The organism is Rathayibacter sp. VKM Ac-2760, assembly GCF_009834185.1.
In the GTDB taxonomy this organism is placed as follows: domain Bacteria; phylum Actinomycetota; class Actinomycetes; order Actinomycetales; family Microbacteriaceae; genus Rathayibacter.
In genome coordinates this window covers 3,474,032-3,494,655 of record NZ_CP047173.1, presented here as the reverse complement: position 1 = coordinate 3,494,655, position 20,624 = coordinate 3,474,032, and the positions used below count along the sequence as shown (strand labels likewise).

Below are 20,624 nucleotides of genomic sequence, written 5' to 3'. Positions count from 1 at the left end.
AGTGTCTCACCAGGCCGAAGTGGGAACCCTACGCCTGCGCGCGGGCATCAGCAGGACCCCTTGACTCGTGATCGGCGGGTCCTGACGGACGACTCCGCGGGCGACCTCGTCGGCGAGGACCTCGAGCCGGGCGACGCCGTCGAGATCGCCGGGCAGGATCACGCGGTCGTAGCCGAGGTTGACGACGAGGTTTTCCGGTCCGAGCGCCCAGTGCAGGCCGCCGGCGCCGTCGGTGGACGGGACGATGCTCGCCTTCCTGCCGCGGTCGACGGACCGGATGTGGACTCGTTCGCCCCAGGCGCCGTGGATCCGGACGAGCAGGGCGTGCAGAGCGGCGACGACCTCGGGCGGTGGCGTCCGAGCGCCCTGGGCGGTAGCCGGCGGCTCCCACGGCGGCGGGAGCTCGGCGTCCGCGTCGATCTCGAGGGCGACGCGGAGGGTCGCGCCGCCGGTGGAGCGGTCCCAGGACGCGAGTCGCTGCAACCTCCGCTTCGAGGGGTCGGGGACGAGGACATCGCCCTCGCCGATCGCCGGGATTCTGCCGAGCACCGTCTCGCCGACGATCCCACGCACTGTTCCGGTCACCGGCCGTGCGTTCGGCGACGTGTCGTGGTGCTCCTCGCCGTACTGCTCGGGGCGCCCCGACCGAGCCGGGTAGCCCAGCAGCGACCAGGTCACCCGGCCCCCGACTGCGAGCGGCGCACCGCAGCAGTCCATCTCCCAGCCCGCTCGGACGACCTCGATCAGGCAGGTCGAAGAAGCGATCATCGATGACCCCCGATCCCGTTCTCTCGTTGAACACGTCCCCTTCCGATCCTCGCACCGACACCCGGCCGACCTCAGAACGGCGGCGGCTCGTCCTTCACGGCGTCCGGTTCGCCGACCGGTGCCGCGCGGCCTCCCGGCGGATCGGTGCGCGCGGGGTGCGTGACGTGCCGTCGGCCGGTCGGGCTCGTCCAGTGCAGGACTCCGGCGGGCCGGTGCTCGACCTGCCAGGTGGTGGTGTGCCGGAGCCGGTGGTGGTGGCGGCAGAGGTGGGCGAGGTTGTCGGCGTCGGTGCGGCCGCCGTGCTGCCACTCGACGCCGTGGTCGACGTCGCCGGCGGAGGCAGCCCGGGTGCAGCCGGGGAAGCGGCAGGTCTCGTCGCGGTGCAGCAGGTAGCGCCGCAGGTCGGCGGGAACCCGGTACGACGTGCGTCCCACGGAGAGCACCGTGCCGGTCTCCGAATGGGTGAGGATCCGCGTGAAGGAGGGCGCGTCGGCCGCGAGGCGGCGGGCGGTCCCGGGGTCGATCGGCCCGTAGCCCTCGAGGATGCCGGGCTCGTCGGAGCGGCCGAGGAGCGTGAGGACGGGGACGGTGACCGCGACCCGCGGTCGGATCCCGACCGGGACGGCGGTGCCCGTCGCGCGTCGATCCGCGCCGACGGTCTCGCCGTCGATCAGGAGCGCCGCTCCGACGTCCGCCCGCAGCTGCCCGATCGTCCGCTTCTCGCCGGGCAGCTCGTGCAGGGAGCGCGCCGCGCGATCGATCCGGTCGAAGGCGCCGTGCGCCTCGGGCGCGGGGAGGTGCAGGAGCAGGGTGGCCATGCCGTCGCTGTCCCCGTCCAGCCAGACGCCTCGCCGCCCGGCGCAGCGCCGGTGGCGCTCGGTCAGCGACTCCGGGTGGAGCCGCTCGCGGAGCGTGCGGAGTCGGCGCTGCAGCTGCGGGGGAGTGCGGTCGGCCGCGAGCACGGCGGCCTCCTCGTCGAGGCGCCCGCGCACCTCGGGCGGCAGCTCGGCGGCCGCGCGGAGGATCACCCGCGCGTGCTCGGGTGAGATCGCCGCGTCGCGCAGCGCGGCGAGGGTCCGCGGCAGCTCGTTGACGAGCAGACGACTCTCCTCGATCAGCCCGGCCGCGTGCGACTCGGACATCCGCAGCACGGTGGCGAGCTCGGCGACGAGCGCCCGGTGCGCCGCCTCACGCCGCTCCGCGCGACTGCTCACTCCTGGATGGACCAGGGCCCCCTCCGCCGCCACCGCCGCGAGCCGCGTGAGCTCGATCAGCTCGGCCCGCTGCGCCTCCGCCCGCGCCCGGAACGCATCGACCGCGCCCACCGCGCCGACGGCCGAGGCGAACGCCCCGTCCAGGCACTCGCGCACCGTCGGGGGCCGCGCCCCCGCCTCTGAATCGACCATACGAGAATGGTTCCACAGACCACCGACACACGGGCGGCCCCTCGGCCGGACAGTCAGAGAACCCGCCGAGATCGATCCTGTGGAGGAGCGCCCCGCAGTGGAGCGGTCGGGAAGTCGCCCGCGCTAAAGACGCCGCGGCACCGTGAACACCGTCTCCACGCCCGGGGAGTACAGCACCGAGTCCGGCGCGCGGTCCGCCAGCCCCGGGAAGCCCGCGACCTCGAGCAGCCCGTCGTCGAGCGCGAGCAGCTCCGCGCGCTGCAGCGGCCACGGCCGGTGCAGGTTGCGGCCGTACCAGGTCGAGCCGAGGTGGCGCTCGTGGTAGGCCCAGCGCGCGGTGAGGAAGGCGGCGAACGGGTCGTCGGAGGCGTCGGTGCCGAGCGTCGGCCGGACGACGATGCGCGAGCGCGCGGCCGGGTCGCTGATCCGCTCGGTCGTGTAGATGAGCGCGCGGTGGCGCTGGTCGATCGACATCCGGGCCCAACGGTAGGGCAGCCCGAACACGGCCTGCGCGGTCAGCACGGGGAGCAGGTGCGACGCCTCGAGGGAGACGAAGACGACTCCGCGGCGCCCCCGCTCGTCCACCGAGTACAGCCGCACGTTCACCTCGGGGAAGGTGCCGAGCCAGGGCACGCGCGGTCCGCCGCGGAACGCCGTCCGCGACAGCCGGAACGGGATGAGACCCACCCAGGAGGAGCCGTCGTGCTCGTCCGGCCGCACTCCCGGCGGCAGGTGCGGGGCCACCAGCGCGGGGTCGACGCGCCAGTGCAGGAAGGACGCCTCGGTCCAGCGCTGGCGGAGGATGCGCGGCCCGCCGAGCGCGGGCGCGGTGCGGGACACGGGTTCGACGGAGGTCACGCGGCCATCGTGCTCCCCGCTGCTGCGAACCGGCCGGTCCGGCGCCGGAAGCGGCGCGCGACGCACTCGGCCCGGGCGGACTCCGCCCGGCCAGCGCCGGCAGCCGCCACGATGGGGGCATGACCCGCACCGCGCACGCCCCCGCCGACTCGACGCAGCGCGGGGCCGTCCTCCTCTGGAGCGCCATCGCCGTGACGGTGCTGCTCTGGGCGTCGGCGTTCGTCGGCATCCGCTACGCCGCGCCCGACTTCGGCCCGGGTGCGCTCACGCTCGGCCGGATCGTGGTGGGGTCGATCGCGCTGACGACGGTGCGGCTCGTGATCACGGCCCGCAGGAGCGGCGAGCGGCCGGAGCGCAGCCGGGTGCCGCGCGGCCGGATCCTCCTCCTGGTGCTCGTCTGGGGCGTCGCCTGGTTCGGCCTCTACAACCTCGCGCTCAACGCGGCCGAGCGGCACGTCGACGCGGGTACCGCCGCGCTCCTGGTCAACATCGCGCCGATGATCACGGCGCTCCTCGCGGGCCTCCTGCTCGGCGAGGGCTTCCCGCGCCGGCTGCTCGGCGGCATGGCGGTGGCGCTCGCCGGAGTCGCGGTGATCGCGTTCTCGACCTCGTCGGGGCAGTTCGACGTGATCGGCGTCGTCCTCGGCCTCGCCGCCGCCGTCCTCTACGGCGGCGCCGCGACGCTGCAGAAGCGCCTGCTCGCGCACGTCGACGCGATGACGATGACCTGGATCGGCTGCCTCGCCGCCACCGTCGCCTGCCTGCCGTTCGCGCCGGAGCTGCTCGCCTCGCTCGCCGACGCGCCCGCCGCCTCGATCGCCGCCGTCGTCTACCTCGGGGTCTTCCCGACCGCCGTCGCCTTCACCACCTGGGGCTACGTGCTCTCGCGCACCAGCGCCGGCCGCACCGCCGCGACCACCTACGCGGTCCCGGCGGTCGTGGTGCTGCTGTCCTGGCTCCTGCTGAGCGAGACCCCGCCCGCGGCGGCGCTGATCGGCGGAGCGATCGCGCTCGGCGGCGTCGCGGTCGCGACCCTGCGGCGCCGGCCCGCGGGAGTCTGAGGGAGCGCTCACTCCCCGGCGATATGCTTGCGGCACGTTCGTCCAGTCGGCGCCGAGCGCCGGTCACGGTGCGCGCCCGTTACGGTGAGGATCCCCGATGACCGAGGCCCTGCAGCCGCCCCAGAACGCCCTCTCGCTCACGCCGCCGGAGCCCGTCGCCGCCGTCGCGACGACCTCGGCGCCGTCGATCGCGCCGAAGGTGCCCGAGCAGGCGCTGCCCGGGCTCGAGGCGAAGGTCGACGGCTACCTGGACTCGCTGATGAGCACGGAGGCGCGCAGCCCCGAGTTCGCCGCGAAGGCGAACGACATCCGCACGATGGGCGACGCCGACATCCGATCGGCCGCCGACTCCTCGAACCGCCTGCTGAAGACGCCCGTGCGGGCGCTGCAGGAGGGCGGGCTCTCCGAGGGCTCGACCATCGGCAAGACGCTGCTGGAGCTGCGCCGCACGGTCGAGGACCTCGACCCCTCCGAGGACAACATCCAGAAGAAGATCCTCGGCTTCATCCCCTTCGGCAACAAGATCACCGACTACTTCCGCCGCTACGAGAGCGCGCAGTCGCACCTCAACGCCATCATCCAGGCGCTCTACGACGGTCAGGACGAGCTGCGGAAGGACAACGCCGCGCTCAACCTGGAGAAGCAGAACCTCTGGGACACGATGACGCGCCTCAACGAGTACATCTACGTCGCCGAGCGGCTCGACGTGAAGCTGTCGGCGAAGATCGCCGAGCTCGACGCGACCGACCCGGACCGCGCCCGGGCGCTGCGCGAGGACGTCCTCTTCTACGCGCGGCAGAAGCACCAGGACCTGCTGACCCAGCTGGCCGTCTCGATCCAGGGCTACCTCGCGATCGACGTCGTGATCAAGAACAACGTCGAGCTGATCAAGGGCGTCGACCGCGCGACCACCACGACCGTGTCGGCGCTGCGCACCGCGGTCATCGTCGCCCAGGCGCTCGCCAACCAGCGGCTCGTGCTCGACCAGATCACCGCGCTCAACACGACGACCTCGAACATGATCGAGGCCACCTCGCGGATGCTCGCCGAGCAGTCCGCGAGCATCCAGTCGCAGGCGGCGTCGGCGACGGTCGGGCTCCCGCAGCTGCAGGCCGCGTTCGCGAACATCTACCAGACCATGGACTCGATCTCGGACTTCAAGATCAAGGCGCTCGACAGCATGGCGCAGACCGTCGGCGTGCTCCAGGTCGAGACCGCGAAGGCCGGCGAGTACGTCGAGCGCGCCCGGCGCAGCAACTCCGACATCGACGCGGCCTCCTCGCTCGATCTCGGCCGCTAGCCGATGGGCTGGCTCTCCCGCCTGTTCGGCGGCACCGACCCGGTGCCGGAGGAGACCGCGCCCGCACTCCCGCGCGTGCCGTCCAGCGACGACATCCTCGCGGCGCTCGACCGGGTCGCCGCGGAGACCGCGGGCAAGGTCCCGGCGATCGTCGCGGCCCGCATCCGCCGGGTCGACGAGACGGTGCGCGAGATGGTGCCGCGCCTGGACCGGCTCGGCGGGATGAGCCGGCAGGGCCACACCGTCGTGGCCACCGCGACCAGCTACCTGCCCGAGGCGGTCGAGGGCTACCTGCGCCTGCCCCGCGACTTCGCCGACCGCCGCGCCGTCTACAAGGGGAAGACCTCGCTGATGATCCTCTGCGACCAGCTCGACCTGCTCGGGGGCACCCTCGACCGGATCTCCGACGCCGTCTCGCGGCAGGACGCCTCGGCGCTGATCGCGCACGGGCAGTTCCTCGCCGAGAAGTTCACGGAGTCGTCGCTGTCGAGCGGGCTGGACGCGCCGGCCGCTCCGACCACGCCCACCGCGCCCACGACTCCCGGCTCGCTGACCCCGCCGAGCGCCTCGTGAGCGGGCTGTCGGCGTCGCTCGACGCGCTCGTCCTCGTCGGATCCTCGGCCGGGCTCGACGGAGCCGCCGTGCGGGTCGAGGGTGCCCGGCTCGCGGCGGCCGTCGCGGAGTCGATCACCGGGGCCGGGCAGGACTGGCTCGTGGAGACCGGGAGCACCGGCGGGCTCGAGGCGTTCTTCACCGCGGCATCGAGTGCGCGGCGCTGGCGCAGCTCGCCGACCGAGCTCCTCGCCGGGCTGGTCGCGGCGCGCTCGGAGCAGGCCGGGGCGTACGCGCGGGCGCTGACCGAGGTCGTGTCCGCGGCGAGTTCGCTGGGGGAGCCGGGGATCGGCGGGATCGCGGCGGCGTCGGCGACGGCGGCGGCGCAGCTGGGGGCTGTGCAGGCGGGGGCTGGGCAGGCGCCTTCGCCTTCGGCGCCCGCAGCCCCGCGCGATCTTCCCGCCGGCGTTCCCGGGGTCGACGAGATCCTCGCTCGGCTGCGGCGGACCGAGCACGACGGGCCGCAGGACGAGCCGGGGGCGATCGCTGCCGCGCCACCCGCCTCGCCGGAACCCGAACCGGATCCACTCGAGCCGCCCGAGGCGATCGAGGACCTGCTCGCGGAGCTCGACGCGCTGATCGGGCTCGACCGGGTGAAGAGCGAGATCAAGCGGCAGACCCAGCTGCTCCGGATCGACACGCTGCGCCAGGCCGCGGGGCTGACCACGCCGACGCTCACCCGGCACCTCGTGTTCACCGGCAACCCGGGCACCGGCAAGACCACGGTCGCCCGCCTGGTCTCGCGGATCTACCGCTCGCTCGGCATCCTCTCGAAGGGCGTGCTCGTCGAGGTCGACCGCTCCGAGCTGGTGGCCGGCTACCTCGGTCAGACCTCGATGAAGACGGCCGAGGTGATCGGCTCGGCCCGCGGCGGTGTGCTCTTCATCGACGAGGCCTACGCGCTCGCGCTCGACCAGTACGGGGCGGAGGCGGTGACCACCCTGGTCAAGGACATGGAGGACCACCGCGGCGACCTGGTCGTGATCGTGGCGGGCTACTCCGGCCCGATGCAGGGCTTCCTCGACACCAACCCCGGGCTCGCGAGCCGGTTCTCCACCACGATCGACTTCGCCGACTACAGCGACGAGGAGCTGGCCGCGATCTTCGCGCGCCTCGCCGACTCCGCCGACTTCAGCCCGACGGAGGAGGCGGTCGCCGTCTTCGCCGACCTCGCCGCCGCGCAGGAGCGCACCGAGGCGTTCGGCAACGGCCGCTGGGTGCGCAACGTGCTCGACGCGGCCGTCGCCCGGCACGCCTGGCGCCTGCGCGACACGGAGGAGCCGACGCTCGACGAGCTGCGGACGCTGGAGGCGGAGGACGTGGTGGAGGCCGTGATCCCGGAGCCCGACGCACCGACCGAGGAGACCGCATGAGCATCGCCACCGCCGCGCCGTCGGCCCCGCCCGCGCCCGCGGCCGCTCCCCGTCGCCCGACGCTGCTCGCCCGGGCGACGTCGACCACTCCGCGCACCCTCCGCCTGCTGCTCGTGCTGACGGCGCTCGCCGCCGTGCTGTTCGGCGTCTTCGCCCAGCAGGCCGGAGCACTGCAGGCGCGGGCCGCGGCCGAGGCGCGCGAGCAGTCGGCGCAGCTCGTCGGCGTGCAGGAGGTGCGGAACCTCCTCGTCGACGCCAACGCGATCGCCGCGAACACCTTCCTCGTCGGCGGACTCGAGCCGGCGGATCAGCGGCAGAAGTACGTCGACAACCTCGCCGGCGCGTCCTCGCGGCTCGCCGAGCTGGCGTCGACCCAGCCCGACGACGCGGCGACCCTCGCCACGGTCGCCACCAAGCTGACCACCTACAGCGGCCTGATCGAGCAGGCCCGCGCCAACAACCGGCAGGGCTTCCCGGTCGGCTCCGCGTACCTCGACCAGGCCTCGGCGCAGCTGACCGATTCCGAGAAGGGGATCCTCACCGATCTCAACGGGCTCGTCACCCGCGGAGCGGACCGCGTCGCCGCCGCCTACGACACCGTGCGCTTCAGCGTGCTGCTGCTGATCGGCTCGCTCGCGATGCTGCTCCTGCTGATCGCGGCGCAGGTCTGGCTGGCGCGCCGCACCCACCGCTACCTCAATCGGCCGCTCGTCACCGCGACCGCGGTGCTGCTCGTGCTCGGGATCGGCGGGGCGGTCGTCCTCGCGTCGACCGGCTCGCGCGCGGCGACCGTGCGCGCCGACTCCTACCAGGCGACCCTCGCCGTCTCGCAGGCGCTCACCGCCGCGAGCGACGCGAAGTCGCTGGAGAGCTTCACGCTGATCAAGCGCGGCTCGGGCGCGGCACTGGAGACGGAGTTCCAGGCGGCGGCGGAGGACGCGCGCGGCCGGCTGCAGGACGCGGTCGACGCCGGCATCGTCGACGGGGCGCTCGTGACGGAGCTGAACGCGTGGCTCGAGCTGCACACCGCGATCCGCGCCGCCGATGACGGCGGCAGCTGGGACGACGCGGTCGAGCTGGCCACCGCCACCGAGGAGGGGTCCGCCAACGCCGCGTTCGACGCCTTCGCCGACGACGCGAGGGCGGCGATCCTCGACGACGCGGAGACGACGCGCACCGAGCTCGACGACGGGAGCGCGATCTCGTCGATCGCCTCGTGGATCCTGCTGGCCGCCGGCTCGGCGGGCGCCCTGCTCGCCTGGCGCGGCGTCTCGCAGCGACTGGAGGAGTACCGATGAACCGCCTGCGCACCGGCGTCCTGGCGCTGCTGATCACGACCGTGCTCGCCGTCGCCGGCTGCTCGACCGGCGCCGACGACCTCGGCACGATCACCGAGGCGACCACCGCGACGCCGACGCCGACCGCGACCTCGAGCGCCGCTCCCGCCGCGACCGAGTGCTCGCCGTCCGCGGTGACCTCCTACGCGCCGACCGGCGTCACCGACAGCACGCGGCTCGCGCAGATCCGCGAGGCGGGCCGGCTCCGCGTCGGCGTCTCGGCCGACACCCTGCTGATGAGCGCGCGGAACCCGCTGACCGGCGCGATCGAGGGCTTCGACATCGACATCGCCCGCGAGATCGCCCGGGCGATCCTCGGCGATCCGGAGGCGATCGAATTCGTCGTGATCACCTCGGCCCAGCGGCTGCCCGCCCTCAGCGGCGACGCCTCCGCGCCGCAGGTCGACCTCGTCGCCCGGACGCTGACGATGACCTGCGACCGCTGGAGCAGCATCGCCTTCTCCTCGGAGTACTACGGCGCGGGGCTCAAGGTGCTCGTCTCCGAGAGCAACGAGGCCGACGGCATCGACAAGCTGGCCGGGCAGCGGGTCTGCGCGCCGCGGAGCACCACCACGCTCAGCCGGCTCGAGAGCGACTACCCCGAGGTCACCGCCGTCGCCGCCGACACGCACACCCAGTGCCTCGCCCAGTTCCAGGAGGGCTCGGTCGACGCGATCGCGGGCGACGACACGATCCTGGCGGGCTTCGTCGCGCAGGACCCGTACGCCAAGGTCATCGGCGACCCACTCAGCGAGGAGCCGTACGGCCTCGGCATGCCCGCCGGCGACACCGACTACGTGCGCTTCGTCAACGCCGCACTCGAGAGCATCCGCGCCGACGGCCGCTGGCAGAGCATCTACGACCGCTGGCTCGGCGAGCTCGGCGCGGCCTCGCCGCCCGCCGCCGTGTACGGGCGCTGATGGTCGCCGCGACCCCGGGGGTGTCCGAGGGGACTCCTGTCGCTCCAGGACGACTGGGTGAGGCGATCCCGCAGGCGGCGCTCTTCGACTACCTGGCCCGGCTCACCCGCTGGCTCGACCGCACCACGCGCGAGCTCTCGCGGCTCGACGCCGCCGCACTCGCCTCGCCGCAGGCCGACAGCTACACCGCCGACGTCGTGCTCGCGCAGTCGCTGCGCGAGTCGGTCACCCGGCGCCTCGCGGAGCTCGAGGCCGTCTGGGACTCCGGCCGGGTGGACGCCGTCGCGCGCGAGCGGATGTCGCAGCTGATCTGGGGGCGGCTCGACTCCTCCGGCTCGGGCGGCAGCGCCGCCGTCTCGCTGGTCGAGGCCGTCCGGCTCTGCGACGCCGTGATCGGCCAGCTGAAGTCGCGCCTCGAGCTCGACCCGAGCGGCACCGACGTCGCGGGCCGGATCGTCGGGGTGCGCGCCGAGATCGAGCGCTGCCGCGACCTCACCCGCGATGCGCGCGGGACCGTCGACCAGGCCGCCGCGCAGCGCGTCGCCGTGCTGCGCTCCCGGCTCGACGCCCTCGCCGAGAAGGCGGGCCGCGGCGCCGACGTCTCCGGTCCGCTCGGCCAGCTCGAGAGCGACTCCGCCCGGCTGGAGCGCGACCTGATCATCGCGGCCTCGGAGCGACGCGGCCTGGAGCACGACCGGGTCCGCGCCCGCGAGCTGGCCGCCGCCGCCGAGCTGCGCGAGGCGCTGCGCGAGCTGGTCGCCCGCTGCCGCCGCGAGATCGCCGACCCGCCCCGCCTCGCCGTGCCCGACGTCTCGCGCCTGGGCGAGGCGCCTGCGGACCGCGAGGGGCTCGACGCGCATCTCGCGCGGCTCACCGCGGTCGGCCGGGCGTTCGACGCCGTCGAGGCCGCCCACCTCGCCGCTGCGGAGCGCGCCGCGCTCGGCTTCCGGCTGCGGGCGCTGCGCGAGCGGGCCGCCGGCAACGGCCGGGCGGCATCGGCCGTCGGAGTCGCGGCCGACGCCGAGGTCCGCGCCGCGCTCGACGCGGTGCCCTGCTCGGTGGCGCTCGCCCGGCACCTGGTGGAGCAGTACGACGTGGTCACCCGCGATCTGCCCGCCTCCTCCTCTCCCACGTCCCCTCGGAAGGCCAGCTCATGAACGGCGAACCCTGCACCTCGACCCCGGGCTGCACCGGCGTCATCGAGGACGGCTACTGCAACGTCTGCGGGCTGCCGGCGGAGGGGCCTGCGGCGGAGGTGTCGGCTCCGACCGCGCGCCGCCCCGCTCCCGCGTCCGGCCCCGCGCCGGCCACCGCCTCCGCCGCGTTCGGCACCGGCTTCGTCGAGGGCGCGCCGAACGCGCAGGCTCCCATCGGGTCGAGCACCGAGGAGGCGGCGACCGCGCGCAGCGGCCGCACCTCCTCCGCCCGCCTCGCGACCGCCGCGCTCGGCTCGGCCCGCACGGCGCAGACCGGCTCGAAGACCACCCGGCGCGTCGGCACCACCTCGACCCGCCTGCGCGGGCCGCGGCTCGGCGCCGGGCTGACGACCGTGCCCTCCCGCCCCGCCGCGGACCCGATGGCCGCGCTGATGAAGGAGGCGGTGCTCCCCGAGCGCAAGCGCTTCTGCTCCAACTGCGGCACCGCGGTCGGCCGCGGCCGCGACGGCAAGGCCGGCCGCACCGAGGGCTTCTGCCCCAACTGCCGCACCCCGTTCAGCTTCACGCCGCAGCTCTCGAAGGGCGACGTCGTCGGCGGCCAGTACGAGGTCGTCGGCTGCCTCGCCTACGGCGGGCTCGGCTGGATCTACCTCGCCCGCGACCGCAACGTCTCCGGCCGCTGGGTGGTGCTCAAGGGCCTGCTCAACTCCGGTGACCCGGACGCGTACGCCGCCGCGGTCACCGAGCGGCAGTACCTCGCCGAGGTCGAGCACCCGCTGATCGTCGAGATCTACAACTTCGTCCTGCACGAGGGCGCCGGCTACATCGTGATGGAGTACGTCGGCGGGCCGAGCCTCAAGCAGATCCTGCAGGAGCGCCGCGACGCGAACGGCGGCAGCGCCGATCCGCTGCCCGTGGACCAGGCGCTCGCCTTCGTGCTCGAGGTGATGCCGGCCTTCGCCTACCTGCACGACCACGGTCTGCTCTACTGCGACTTCAAGCCGGACAACATGATCCAGGTCGGCGACCAGGTCAAGCTGATCGACCTCGGCGGGGTGCGCCGCGCCGACGACGAGGAGTCGGCGATCTACGGCACCGTCGGCTACCAGGCGCCCGAGGTGCCCGAGGTCGGGCCGTCGATCGCCTCCGACGTCTACACGATCGGGCGGACCATCGCCTCGCTCGTCCTCGACTTCCGCGGCAACCAGACGACCTACGTCGCCTCGCTGCCGCCGGTGTCCGAGACGCCGCTCTTCCAGCGGTACGACTCCTTCTACCGCCTGGTCGCGAAGGCCTGCGCGCCCGATCCGCAGGACCGGTTCGCCACCGTCGACGAGATGCGCGGGCAGCTGCTCGGCGTGCTGCGCGAGGTCGTCGCGACCGACCGCGGCCCGGGGCACCCCGCGCTGCACTCGACCGAGTCGGCGCTGTTCGAGGCGCCGGTCGCGGACGTGGTCGACCGGCCGCTGCCCTGGGACGCGCTGCCGGGCCTGAAGACCGACGAGTCCGACGCCGCGCGCGCCTGGCTGGCCGGCGTCAACGTCGCCGACCCGATCGTGCGGCTGCGGGCCCTCGCGCTCGCGCCGACCGTCACCGTCGAGGTGCGACTCGCCCGCGCCCGCGCCGCGATCGAGGCCGAGCGCTGGGACGACGTCGCCCGCGCGACCGGCGAGATCCTCACCGAGGATCCGTGGGAGTGGCGCGCGGTCTGGATGAGCGGGCTGGCCCAGCTCGCCCGGCACGACGACATCGGCGCCCGCGCCTCGTTCAACACCGTCTACGGCCAGGTGCCCGGCGAGCTCGCGCCCAAGCTCGCGCTCGCGGCGGCCTGCGAGTCGAGCGGCGAGCCCGAGGTGGCGGAGTCGCTCTACGTGATCTGCGCCCGCGCCGACGCCAACTACACCGCGCCGGCCGCCTTCGGCCTCGCGCGCGTCCGGCAGCACCGCGCCGACCTCGACGGCGCGCTGGACGCGCTCGACATCGTCACGCCGACGCGCTCCTCGTACGTCGACGCCCGCCGCCGCCGCGCCGAGCTGCTGGCCGGCTCCGGACGCGGACTGCCCTCGCTCTCCGCGGCGCTGGCGAGCGTCGACACGGTCGCGATCGACGCGCGCACCCGGCTCGAGCTGACGACCGGGGTGCTGGAGTCGGCACTCGAGCTCGTCCAGCGCGACGGCCCGGCCGAGGGCGCGTCGATCGGCGGGATCGAGGCCACCGAGCCCGCGCTCCGCGACGGCCTCGAGACCTCGTACCGCTCGCTCGCCGCCGCGACCCGCGAGAAAGAGGAGCGCCTGCGGCTCGTCGACCGGGCGAACGCCGTGCGCCGCTGGACGCTGACGTGAGCGACGTGAGCGATGTGAGCGACGTGAGCGACGTGAGCCCCGCGCTGTCCACGCCCTGCCCGAACTGCGGCGAGCCGGTCTCGACGGGCGACGCCTTCTGCGAGGCCTGCGGGACGACGCTGATCGTGCCGGCCGCCGCGCCCCCGCCCGCCGCGGGCACCGAGGGGCCGACCGCGTGCGTGCACTGCGGGGGAGCGATCGCCGACGACGGCTACTGCGAGCAGTGCGGTCAGCGCGCGCCGACCGAGCGCGAGCACTGGGCGGAGGCGCCGCACCCGCTGGTCGGCGGCGTCTGCGACCGCGGCATCCGGCACGCGGCGAACGAGGACGCGATGGCGATCGGCGCGACCGCCGGCGAGGACGGCGGGCTCCGGACCGCGCTGCTGGTGGTCTGCGACGGCGTCTCCTCGACGCCCGACTCCGACACCGCGTCGCTCGCCGCCGCGCGGGCCGCGCTGAGTGCGCTGCGCGCCGAGGTCGGCGGCGAGGTGCACGGCGCCGAGCGCTGGGGCGCGCTGCTGCAGATGGCGGTCGCGCGCGCCTCCGGAGCCATCGACGCGGCGGTGCCGGAGAAGCGCGACAACCCGCCGTCCTGCACCTTCACGGCCGCGATCCTCGACGGCGCGCTGCTCGTCACCGGCAACGTCGGCGACAGCCGCAGCTACTGGATCCCCGACGCGGGCCCCGCCCGGCAGCTGACCGTCGACGACTCCTGGGCGCAGGAGCAGATCGCCGCCGGCGTCCCGCGCGCAGACGCCGAGACGGCGCCCGACGCGCACGCCATCACCAAGTGGCTGGGCGCCGACGCGCACGACGAGTCGCCGACCCTCGCCTCCACCGTGCTCGACGAGCCCGGCTGGGTGCTCGCCTGCTCCGACGGCCTGTGGAACTACGCCTCGCCCGCCGAGGACCTCGCGGGCGTGCTGCACGACGCCGCCGCACGGGTCGGCAGCGACCCGGTCGCGCTGGCGGAGGCGCTCGTCGCCTGGGCGAACGAGCGCGGCGGCCACGACAACATCACCGCGGCCCTGGCGCGCTTCGAGCCGGCGGCGGAGGCTGCGCCGAGCGAGTAGTCCACCCGCCGTGCCGCTCCGTCCATCCGACCTCCCGGTGCCTGGACAGATCCGCGGCACAGCCCCCGCACTCCCCGCCTACCCTCGACCCCATGAGCATCGCCGAGTCGCCCGCCACCTCGCTGTCCACCGTCGGCCACTGGATCGACGGCGCCCCCTCGCCGTCGTCCTCGGGCCGCACCGCGCCGGTCTACGACCCGGCCCTCGGCGTCGTGACCAAGGAGGTCGCCCTCGCCGACGCCGCCGAGATCGACGCGGCCGTCGCCTCCGCGAAGGCCGCCTTCCCCGCCTGGCGCGACACCTCGCTGGCCAAGCGCCAGCAGATCGTCTTCCGGTTCCGCGAGCTGCTCGAGGCCAAGAAGGGCGAGCTCGCCGAGATCATCACCTCCGAGCACGGCAAGGTCCTCTCCGACGCGATGGGCGAGATCACCCGTGGCCAGGAGGTCGTCGAGTTCGCGACCGGCCTCGCGCACCACCTCAAGGGCGAGTACTCGGAGCAGGTCTCCACCGGCGTCGACGTCTACTCCGTGAAGCAGCCGCTGGGGGTCGTCGGGATCATCTCGCCGTTCAACTTCCCCGCGATGGTGCCGATGTGGTTCTTCCCGATCGCGATCGCCGCCGGCAACACCGTCGTCGTGAAGCCGTCCGAGAAGGACCCGTCGTCGGCGATCTGGCTCGGTGCGCTCTGGAAGGAAGCCGGCCTCCCCGACGGCGTCTTCACCGTGCTGAACGGCGACAAGGTCGCGGTCGACGGCCTGCTGGAGCACCCCGACGTCAAGTCGATCTCCTTCGTCGGCTCCACCCCGATCGCCCAGTACGTCTACGAGACGGGCACCCGCAACGGCAAGCGCGTGCAGGCGCTCGGCGGGGCGAAGAACCACATGCTGGTGCTGCCGGACGCGGACCTCGACCTCGTCGCGGACTCGGCGATCAACGCCGGGTTCGGCTCGGCGGGCGAGCGCTGCATGGCGATCTCGGTCGTCGTCGCCGTCGAGCCCGTCGCGGACGAGCTGATCGCGAAGATCCAGGAGCGCGCCGCGACCCTGCGCATCGGCGACGGGCGCCGCGGCTGCGACATGGGCCCGCTCGTGACCGAGGCGCACCGCGACAAGGTCGCCTCCTACATCGCCATCGCCGAGGAGGACGGCGCGAAGGTCGTCATCGACGGTCGCGGGATCGAGGTCGACGGCGCGGCCGACGGCTTCTGGCTCGGACCGACGCTCCTCGACGACGTCCCGGTCACCTCGAAGGCGTACACGGAGGAGATCTTCGGACCGGTGCTCTCGATCGTCCGCGTCGCCTCCTACGAGGAGGGCGTGGCGCTGATCAACAACGGCGCCTTCGGCAACGGGACGGCGATCTTCACGAACGACGGCGGGGCCGCGCGGCGCTTCCAGAACGAGGTCGAGGTCGGGATGATCGGCATCAACGTGCCGATCCCGGTGCCGGTGGCGACGTTCTCGTTCGGTGGCTGGAAGTCGTCGCTGTTCGGCGACACGAAGGCGCACGGGGCGGAGGGCGTGCGGTTCTTCACGCAGCAGAAGGCGATCACGTCGCGGTGGCTGGACCCCAGCCACGGTGGGATCAACCTGGGCTTCCCGCAGAACTGAGGCACGCCGCCGGGAGGTGTGGATCTCGATACGGACGCTCCGCGTCCTACTCGATCAGCAAGAACTGCCCGCCGGTCGAGTAGCCGCGCAGCGGCGTATCGAGACCCCGCGTCAGAGCACGCTCAGCGCCAGCCACAGCTCCGTGCGCGCCTCCACGTCGTCGAGGTCGACGCCCAGCGCCCGCTCCGCCGCCGTGATGCGGTTGCGGAGCGTGTGCCGGTGCACGCCGAGCTCGCGGGCGGCCGGCTCCCAGGCGCCGTTGCAGCGGAGCCAGACGCGGGCGCTCTCGAGCAGCACGGCGCCCTCGGGGGTGAGCAGCGGCGCGAGCAGCCGGCGGGCGAGCGGCTCGGCACCCGCGGCGGCGAGCAGGCCGCGCATCCCCTCCGCGGTCACCTCCTCGAAGCGGAGCAGCGGTTGCGCCGCGCTCGCCCGCTCCGCCGCGCGCCGCGCCTCGGTCAGCCCGCGGTCCAGCTCCGACCACGCGATCGGCGCCGACGCCCCCGCCCGCGCACCGTGCCGCTCGAGCACCCCCGCGATCAGCTCCAGATCCTCCGCGCCGGTGATCACCACGAGGGTCTCGTCGCGCTCGGCGAAGAACAGCCGCGCGCCGTTCTCCTCCGCGAACACCTCCAGCTCGTCGAGCAGCGAGTCGCCGCGCACCGGCTCGCTCAGCACGCTCACCCGCACCGGCTCGGCCGGCAGCGTGCCCCAGAGCTGCCGCGCCGTGCGCGCCGCGACGTCGAAGGCGCCCGCGGCGAGCAGCTCCAGCAGCCCCGAGCGCAGCTGCCGCCGGGAGGTGTCGAGGGCGCGGCGCTGCTCCAGCGCGATGCTCGCCAGCCCGATCACGCTCGCGACCAGATCGTTGCCCGCGGGGTCGAGCGGCGTGCCGGTGCCGACCGCGAGCACCCCGCGCAGGTGATCGCGCTGCCCGAGCGTCTGCAGGGTGACGCCGCCGCCGTCGTCGAGGCGGAGCCCCGCCCGGCTGCCGCGGGAGAGCGCCTGGCGCACGGCCGCCGCGACCGAGCGCTCCGCCGCCTCCGGCACGTCGAGCCGCGTCGGCAGGTGCACGCGCTGACCGACCGCGTCGTAGAGGGCGACCCAGCAGTCCAGCTGCCGCTCCAGCTCCGACAGGATCGCCGCGAGCCCGTCCGGGCGCAGAGCCGCCCGCGCGACGCGGCGCTGCGCCTCCAGCGACCACTCGAGCCGCTCGCGCTGCTCCCGCGAGATGACGTCCGCGACGAAGCGGATGATCCCCATGAACGGCGTGCGGTCGGCGACCTCGAGCAGCGGCAGTCCCTGCCGCGCGCAGGCCGCCACGAGCGGCTCCGGCACCTCGTCGTGCACGATGCCGGTCGCGAAGCCGAGGGCCCGGATGCCGCGGCCGCGCAGCCGCGCGACGTACGCCTCCGAGAAGTCGGCGCCCTGCTCCCCGGTGCCCTGCTCGCTCGAGAAGTGCACGCCGTCGGTGAGCAGCAGCTGGCCCGACTCGAGCCACGGCGTCGGGTCGATCAGGTCGGAGGAGTGCGCCCAGACCAGCGGGGCGTCGAGCGCCGCCTCGTCGTGGACACCGGCGAGGACGTGCAGGCGGAAGGCCGGCTCGGCGAGCAGATCGCGGACGGTCGCGGGCACGGGCGGCTCCGTTCGGGATCGGATTCGACGTTCTGTCCATCGTAGGGCGGAGGCTTCGACAAAGCGGGCCGACCGCGACGTGCCGCCGCGCGGCACGATGGAGGCATGACGCTCTCGGACACGACCTCCTCGGACACGACTCCCTCGGGCAGCACCAACGCCTCCGTCACCGCCGCCGACCGCTCGCGGGTGTTCCACTCCTGGTCGGCGCAGGGCGCGCTGAATCCGCTGCCGATCGCCGGCGGCCTCGGCGCCGAGGTCTGGGACGTCGACGGCACGCGCTACCTCGACTTCTCCAGCCAGCTCGTCAACGTGAACATCGGCTACCAGCACCCGAAGGTCGTCGCCGCGATCCAGGCGCAGGCCGCGGTGCTCACCACCGTCGGGCCCGCCTTCGCGAACGAGACCCGCGCGGAGGCGGCACGCCTGATCACCGAGCGCGCCCCCGAGGGCTTCGAGAAGGTCTTCTTCACCAACGGCGGCGCGGACGCCAACGAGAACGCGATCCGGATGGCGCGGCTCTACACCGGCCGCGACAAGGTCGTCTCGTTCTACCGCTCGTACCACGGCAACACCGGCGCCGCGATCGTCTCCACCGGCGACTGGCGCCGCATCCCCAACGAGTACGCCCGCGGCCACGTGCACGCCTTCGGGCCCTACCTCTACCGCTCCGAGTTCTGGGCCGAGACGCCCGAGCAGGAGTGCGAGCGCGCGCTGCACCACCTCGAGCGCGTCGTGCAGGCGGAGGGCCCGGAGTCGATCGCCGCGCTGCTGCTCGAGACGATCCCCGGCACCGCCGGCATCCTCACGCCGCCGCCCGGCTATCTGGCCGGCGTCCGGGCGCTCGCCGACCGCTACGGCATCCTGCTGATCCTCGACGAGGTGATGGCCGGCTTCGGCCGCACCGGCGAGTGGTTCGCCTTCGACGCCTTCGACGTGCGACCCGACCTGATCACCTTCGCCAAGGGCGTCAACTCCGGCTACGTGCCGATCGGCGGCGTCCTCATCGACGACCCGATCGCGCACCACTTCGACGAGCGCGTCTTCCCGGGCGGGCTCACCTACTCCGGTCACCCGCTCGCCGCCGCGAGCGTCGTCGCGACCCTCGAGGCCATGGCGGAGGAGGGCATCGTCGACAACGCGAAGACCATCGGCTCCGAGCACCTCGCCCCGGGCCTGGCGGCGCTGGAGGCGAAGCACGACCTGATCGGCGAGGTCCGCGGCTCCGGCGTCTTCTGGGCGCTCGAGCTCGTCACCGACCGGGCGACCCGCGAGCCGCTGCCCGCCGCCGCGGTCGGCCGCCTCAAGTCCGATCTGCTGTCCCGCGGCCTGCTGCCCTTCACCGCCGACAACCGCATCCACGTCGTCCCGCCCGCCGTGGTCACCCCCGCCGAGGTCGCCCGCGGCCTGTCGATCCTCGACGACGCGCTGACCGCCTTCAGCGGCTGACGGCGCCGGGCCGTCAGCGGCTGACGGCGTCGGGCCCTCGCGGCGGATGCACCCAGGTCACCAGCACCACCGAGACGATCATCAGCAGCAGCCAGGAGACGAGCTTCGACGCGGAGACGAGGTGCCAGCCGGCGACCTGGTCCGGGTAGAGCCAGGCTCCGGAGGCGGTGGCGATGTTCTCCGCGAGCCAGATGAAGAGCGCGACGAGCGCGAACGCGACCAGCAGCGGCATCCGGTGCGTGCCCCGGTGCACCCGGTAGTGCATCGTCGCGCGCCCCCAGAGCACCGCGACGGCCGCGAGCAGCAGCCAGCGGGCGTCGGGCAGGTAGTGGTGGCTGAAGAAGTTGACGTAGATCAGCACGGCGACGACCGTGGTCAGCCACCGCCGCGGCCAGCGCTCGAACCGCACGTCGAAGAGCCGGTGGATGCGCGCCAGGTAGGAGCCGACCGAGGCGTAGAGGAAGCCGCTGAACAGAGGCACCGCGCCCACGCGCAGCACCCCGTCGGCCGCGTAGCTCCAGGAGCCGACGTCGGTCTTGAACAGCTCCATCCCCGTGCCGACCAGGTGGAACAGCACGATCACCCACAGCTCGCGCCCCGTCTCGAGCCGCGTCGCGATCATCACGACCTGGAGCGCCACCGCGGCGAGCGTCAGAGCGTCGTTCCGCGAGAGGGCCGCGTCGTCCGGGTACCAGAGCCGCGCGGCGACGACGAGCACCAGCAGGGCCGCGCCGAAGACGCACGCCCAGGCCTGCTTCGCCCCGAAGACCAGGAACTCCACCAGCCGGGCGCGCAGCCCGGTGGCCGGTCCGCGCGCGAGCAGCCGGTGCGCCGCCTCGTCGATCCGCTGCTCCACGGGCGTGAACGCCCGCCGTGCTCCCCGCATCCGCCCACCGCTCCCCGTCGGAGTCGCCGATGCTACCGGGTCGGCGCCTCAGCACCGCTCCGAGACGTAGCCGTCGTCCTCCGGCGTCAGCAGGTCGCGGTCGCGCAGCAGCACGCCGATCCCGTCGCCACGGGCGCAGGCCCGCGCGAACACGGCCGCCGCGTCGTCGACGTCGGAGTACTCGATCTCGTAGACCCGCTCGCCGTAGACGTCGGTGTACGCGCCGCACTCCTCGAACAGCTCGCACTCCTCGGTGATCGCGAAATCGAAGCCGAGCTCGTGCATCTCCTCCGCCCGCTCCGCCGCGTTCTTCTGGCCGATCGCGAGGCCCGCCCGGTGCGCGGCGTCGACGAGGTCGCGGGCGAAGGCGGCGGTGTCGGAGTCGACGAGCAGTCCCTCGGAGCGGGTGGCGGAGTCGAGGTTGTCGGCCTCGACGGCGTCGAAGCCGCTCTCGGCGCAGCCGTCCAGCCACGGGACGACCACCTCGAGCAGCGCCTGCCGCTTCGCCTCCGTCGACACGTCGAGCAGCGTCTCGTCCGGCCAGTCCGGGTCGGTGACGGGATCGCCGTCGGCGTCCCGCAGCAGCAGCTCGGGCCGTGCCTCCCACTCCACTTCCTCGCCGGGCTGAGTCTGGAACGCGTTGACGTAGCAGACGGAGTAGACGCCGGGCGCGGGCTCGGCCTCGCGGTCGCGCACGACGAGGCCGGTGCCGTCGGCGGGCGGGTAGGCCCCGCCGAGCTGGTAGTCGAAGCGCGCGCCGGCCGGGGGCGGCTCCGGTTGCCCGACGGTTGCTGCGCATCCGGCGAGGAGAAGGGCGGTCGCGACCAGGCAGCACAATAAACT

The 20,624-nt window shown here is 74.1% G+C and carries 17 protein-coding genes; 11 read left to right on the top strand and 6 right to left on the bottom strand.

What is annotated here, in order from left to right; genetic code table 11:
* Nucleotides 1-6 precede the first annotated feature (6 nt).
* From GSU72_RS15940 to GSU72_RS15930, 3 genes are all read right to left on the bottom strand, one after another.
* A complete protein-coding gene (locus GSU72_RS15940; RefSeq protein ID WP_159985916.1) occupies nucleotides 7-768 on the bottom strand; it encodes a DUF6578 domain-containing protein in 762 nt (253 codons plus the stop codon).
* Nucleotides 769-839: 71 nt separating this feature from the next.
* Nucleotides 840-2,174 (bottom strand): HNH endonuclease signature motif containing protein, encoded by a 1,335-nt coding sequence (locus GSU72_RS15935; protein ID WP_159985915.1) that lies wholly within the window; start codon nucleotides 2,172-2,174, stop codon nucleotides 840-842.
* 123 nt (nucleotides 2,175-2,297) lie between these two features.
* A complete protein-coding gene (locus GSU72_RS15930) occupies nucleotides 2,298-3,032 on the bottom strand; it encodes a DUF2071 domain-containing protein (RefSeq protein ID WP_244255852.1) in 735 nt (244 codons plus the stop codon).
* A gap of 119 nt (nucleotides 3,033-3,151) precedes the next feature.
* Here GSU72_RS15930 and GSU72_RS15925 point away from each other — a divergent pair, with 119 nt between their 5' ends.
* From GSU72_RS15925 to GSU72_RS15880, 10 genes are all read left to right on the top strand, one after another.
* The gene (locus tag GSU72_RS15925) at nucleotides 3,152-4,093 is read left to right on the top strand and encodes a DMT family transporter (protein WP_159985914.1); all 942 of its coding nucleotides are present in this window, start codon (nucleotides 3,152-3,154) and stop codon (nucleotides 4,091-4,093) included.
* Nucleotides 4,094-4,190: 97 nt separating this feature from the next.
* Nucleotides 4,191-5,393 carry a toxic anion resistance protein gene (locus tag GSU72_RS15920; RefSeq protein WP_159985913.1) on the top strand — a complete coding sequence of 401 codons (1,203 nt, stop codon included), beginning with the start codon at nucleotides 4,191-4,193 and terminating at the stop codon, nucleotides 5,391-5,393.
* Nucleotides 5,394-5,396: 3 nt separating this feature from the next.
* The gene (locus tag GSU72_RS15915; protein WP_244255851.1) at nucleotides 5,397-5,966 is read left to right on the top strand and encodes a hypothetical protein; all 570 of its coding nucleotides are present in this window, start codon (nucleotides 5,397-5,399) and stop codon (nucleotides 5,964-5,966) included.
* A complete protein-coding gene (locus GSU72_RS15910; protein ID WP_159985912.1) occupies nucleotides 5,963-7,378 on the top strand; it encodes an AAA family ATPase in 1,416 nt (471 codons plus the stop codon). Before GSU72_RS15915 ends, GSU72_RS15910 begins: the two co-directional genes overlap by 4 nt.
* Entirely contained in the window at nucleotides 7,375-8,676 is a 1,302-nt protein-coding gene (locus GSU72_RS15905; RefSeq protein ID WP_159985911.1) for a hypothetical protein, read from the top strand. The genes GSU72_RS15910 and GSU72_RS15905 overlap by 4 nt, the downstream gene beginning before the upstream one ends.
* On the top strand, nucleotides 8,673-9,635 hold the full coding sequence (locus tag GSU72_RS15900) for a glutamate ABC transporter substrate-binding protein (protein ID WP_159985910.1): 963 nt from the start codon (nucleotides 8,673-8,675) through the stop codon (nucleotides 9,633-9,635). The genes GSU72_RS15905 and GSU72_RS15900 overlap by 4 nt, the downstream gene beginning before the upstream one ends.
* Nucleotides 9,635-10,792, top strand: coding sequence for a hypothetical protein (locus tag GSU72_RS15895; protein WP_159985909.1), 1,158 nt, complete (start codon nucleotides 9,635-9,637; stop codon nucleotides 10,790-10,792). Before GSU72_RS15900 ends, GSU72_RS15895 begins: the two co-directional genes overlap by 1 nt.
* Nucleotides 10,789-13,134, top strand: a complete 2,346-nt coding sequence (locus GSU72_RS15890; protein WP_159985908.1) for a serine/threonine-protein kinase — start codon at nucleotides 10,789-10,791, stop codon at nucleotides 13,132-13,134. Before GSU72_RS15895 ends, GSU72_RS15890 begins: the two co-directional genes overlap by 4 nt.
* A complete protein-coding gene (locus GSU72_RS15885) occupies nucleotides 13,131-14,207 on the top strand; it encodes a PP2C family serine/threonine-protein phosphatase (protein ID WP_244255850.1) in 1,077 nt (358 codons plus the stop codon). The genes GSU72_RS15890 and GSU72_RS15885 overlap by 4 nt, the downstream gene beginning before the upstream one ends.
* A 92-nt stretch (nucleotides 14,208-14,299) precedes the next feature.
* Nucleotides 14,300-15,817 carry a CoA-acylating methylmalonate-semialdehyde dehydrogenase gene (locus GSU72_RS15880; protein WP_159985907.1) on the top strand — a complete coding sequence of 506 codons (1,518 nt, stop codon included), beginning with the start codon at nucleotides 14,300-14,302 and terminating at the stop codon, nucleotides 15,815-15,817.
* Between the two features lie 111 nt (nucleotides 15,818-15,928).
* On the opposite strand, the gene GSU72_RS15875 is transcribed toward GSU72_RS15880, so the two are convergent.
* Nucleotides 15,929-17,446, bottom strand: a complete 1,518-nt coding sequence (locus GSU72_RS15875) for a PucR family transcriptional regulator (RefSeq protein WP_159985906.1) — start codon at nucleotides 17,444-17,446, stop codon at nucleotides 15,929-15,931.
* Between the two features lie 105 nt (nucleotides 17,447-17,551).
* Here GSU72_RS15875 and GSU72_RS15870 point away from each other — a divergent pair, with 105 nt between their 5' ends.
* The gene (locus tag GSU72_RS15870) at nucleotides 17,552-18,895 is read left to right on the top strand and encodes an aspartate aminotransferase family protein (RefSeq protein WP_159985905.1); all 1,344 of its coding nucleotides are present in this window, start codon (nucleotides 17,552-17,554) and stop codon (nucleotides 18,893-18,895) included.
* Nucleotides 18,896-18,908: 13 nt separating this feature from the next.
* On the opposite strand, the gene GSU72_RS15865 is transcribed toward GSU72_RS15870, so the two are convergent.
* Together GSU72_RS15865 and GSU72_RS15860 are read right to left on the bottom strand one after the other, a co-directional pair.
* A complete protein-coding gene (locus tag GSU72_RS15865) occupies nucleotides 18,909-19,781 on the bottom strand; it encodes a DUF817 domain-containing protein (protein WP_159985904.1) in 873 nt (290 codons plus the stop codon).
* A 48-nt stretch (nucleotides 19,782-19,829) separates the two neighbouring features.
* Nucleotides 19,830-20,618, bottom strand: coding sequence for an endo alpha-1,4 polygalactosaminidase (locus tag GSU72_RS15860; protein WP_208545075.1), 789 nt, complete (start codon nucleotides 20,616-20,618; stop codon nucleotides 19,830-19,832).
* Nucleotides 20,619-20,624 lie beyond the last annotated feature (6 nt).

What these genes read in the sequence shown, in the direction of transcription:
- GSU72_RS15920 (WP_159985913.1), top strand. Translation starts at nt 4,191, where the DNA reads ATGACCGAGGCCCTGCAGCCGCCCCAGAACGCCCTCTCGCTCACGCCG.
- GSU72_RS15895 (WP_159985909.1), top strand. Translation starts at nt 9,635, where the DNA reads ATGGTCGCCGCGACCCCGGGGGTGTCCGAGGGGACTCCTGTCGCTCCA.
- GSU72_RS15905 (WP_159985911.1), top strand. Translation starts at nt 7,375, where the DNA reads ATGAGCATCGCCACCGCCGCGCCGTCGGCCCCGCCCGCGCCCGCGGCC.
- GSU72_RS15890 (WP_159985908.1), top strand. Translation starts at nt 10,789, where the DNA reads ATGAACGGCGAACCCTGCACCTCGACCCCGGGCTGCACCGGCGTCATC.
- GSU72_RS15915 (WP_244255851.1), top strand. Translation starts at nt 5,397, where the DNA reads ATGGGCTGGCTCTCCCGCCTGTTCGGCGGCACCGACCCGGTGCCGGAG.
- GSU72_RS15865 (WP_159985904.1), bottom strand. Translation starts at nt 19,781, where the DNA reads ATGCGGGGAGCACGGCGGGCGTTCACGCCCGTGGAGCAGCGGATCGAC.
- GSU72_RS15900 (WP_159985910.1), top strand. Translation starts at nt 8,673, where the DNA reads ATGAACCGCCTGCGCACCGGCGTCCTGGCGCTGCTGATCACGACCGTG.
- GSU72_RS15880 (WP_159985907.1), top strand. Translation starts at nt 14,300, where the DNA reads ATGAGCATCGCCGAGTCGCCCGCCACCTCGCTGTCCACCGTCGGCCAC.
- GSU72_RS15935 (WP_159985915.1), bottom strand. Translation starts at nt 2,174, where the DNA reads ATGGTCGATTCAGAGGCGGGGGCGCGGCCCCCGACGGTGCGCGAGTGC.
- GSU72_RS15940 (WP_159985916.1), bottom strand. Translation starts at nt 768, where the DNA reads ATGATCGCTTCTTCGACCTGCCTGATCGAGGTCGTCCGAGCGGGCTGG.
- GSU72_RS15870 (WP_159985905.1), top strand. Translation starts at nt 17,552, where the DNA reads ATGACGCTCTCGGACACGACCTCCTCGGACACGACTCCCTCGGGCAGC.
- GSU72_RS15925 (WP_159985914.1), top strand. Translation starts at nt 3,152, where the DNA reads ATGACCCGCACCGCGCACGCCCCCGCCGACTCGACGCAGCGCGGGGCC.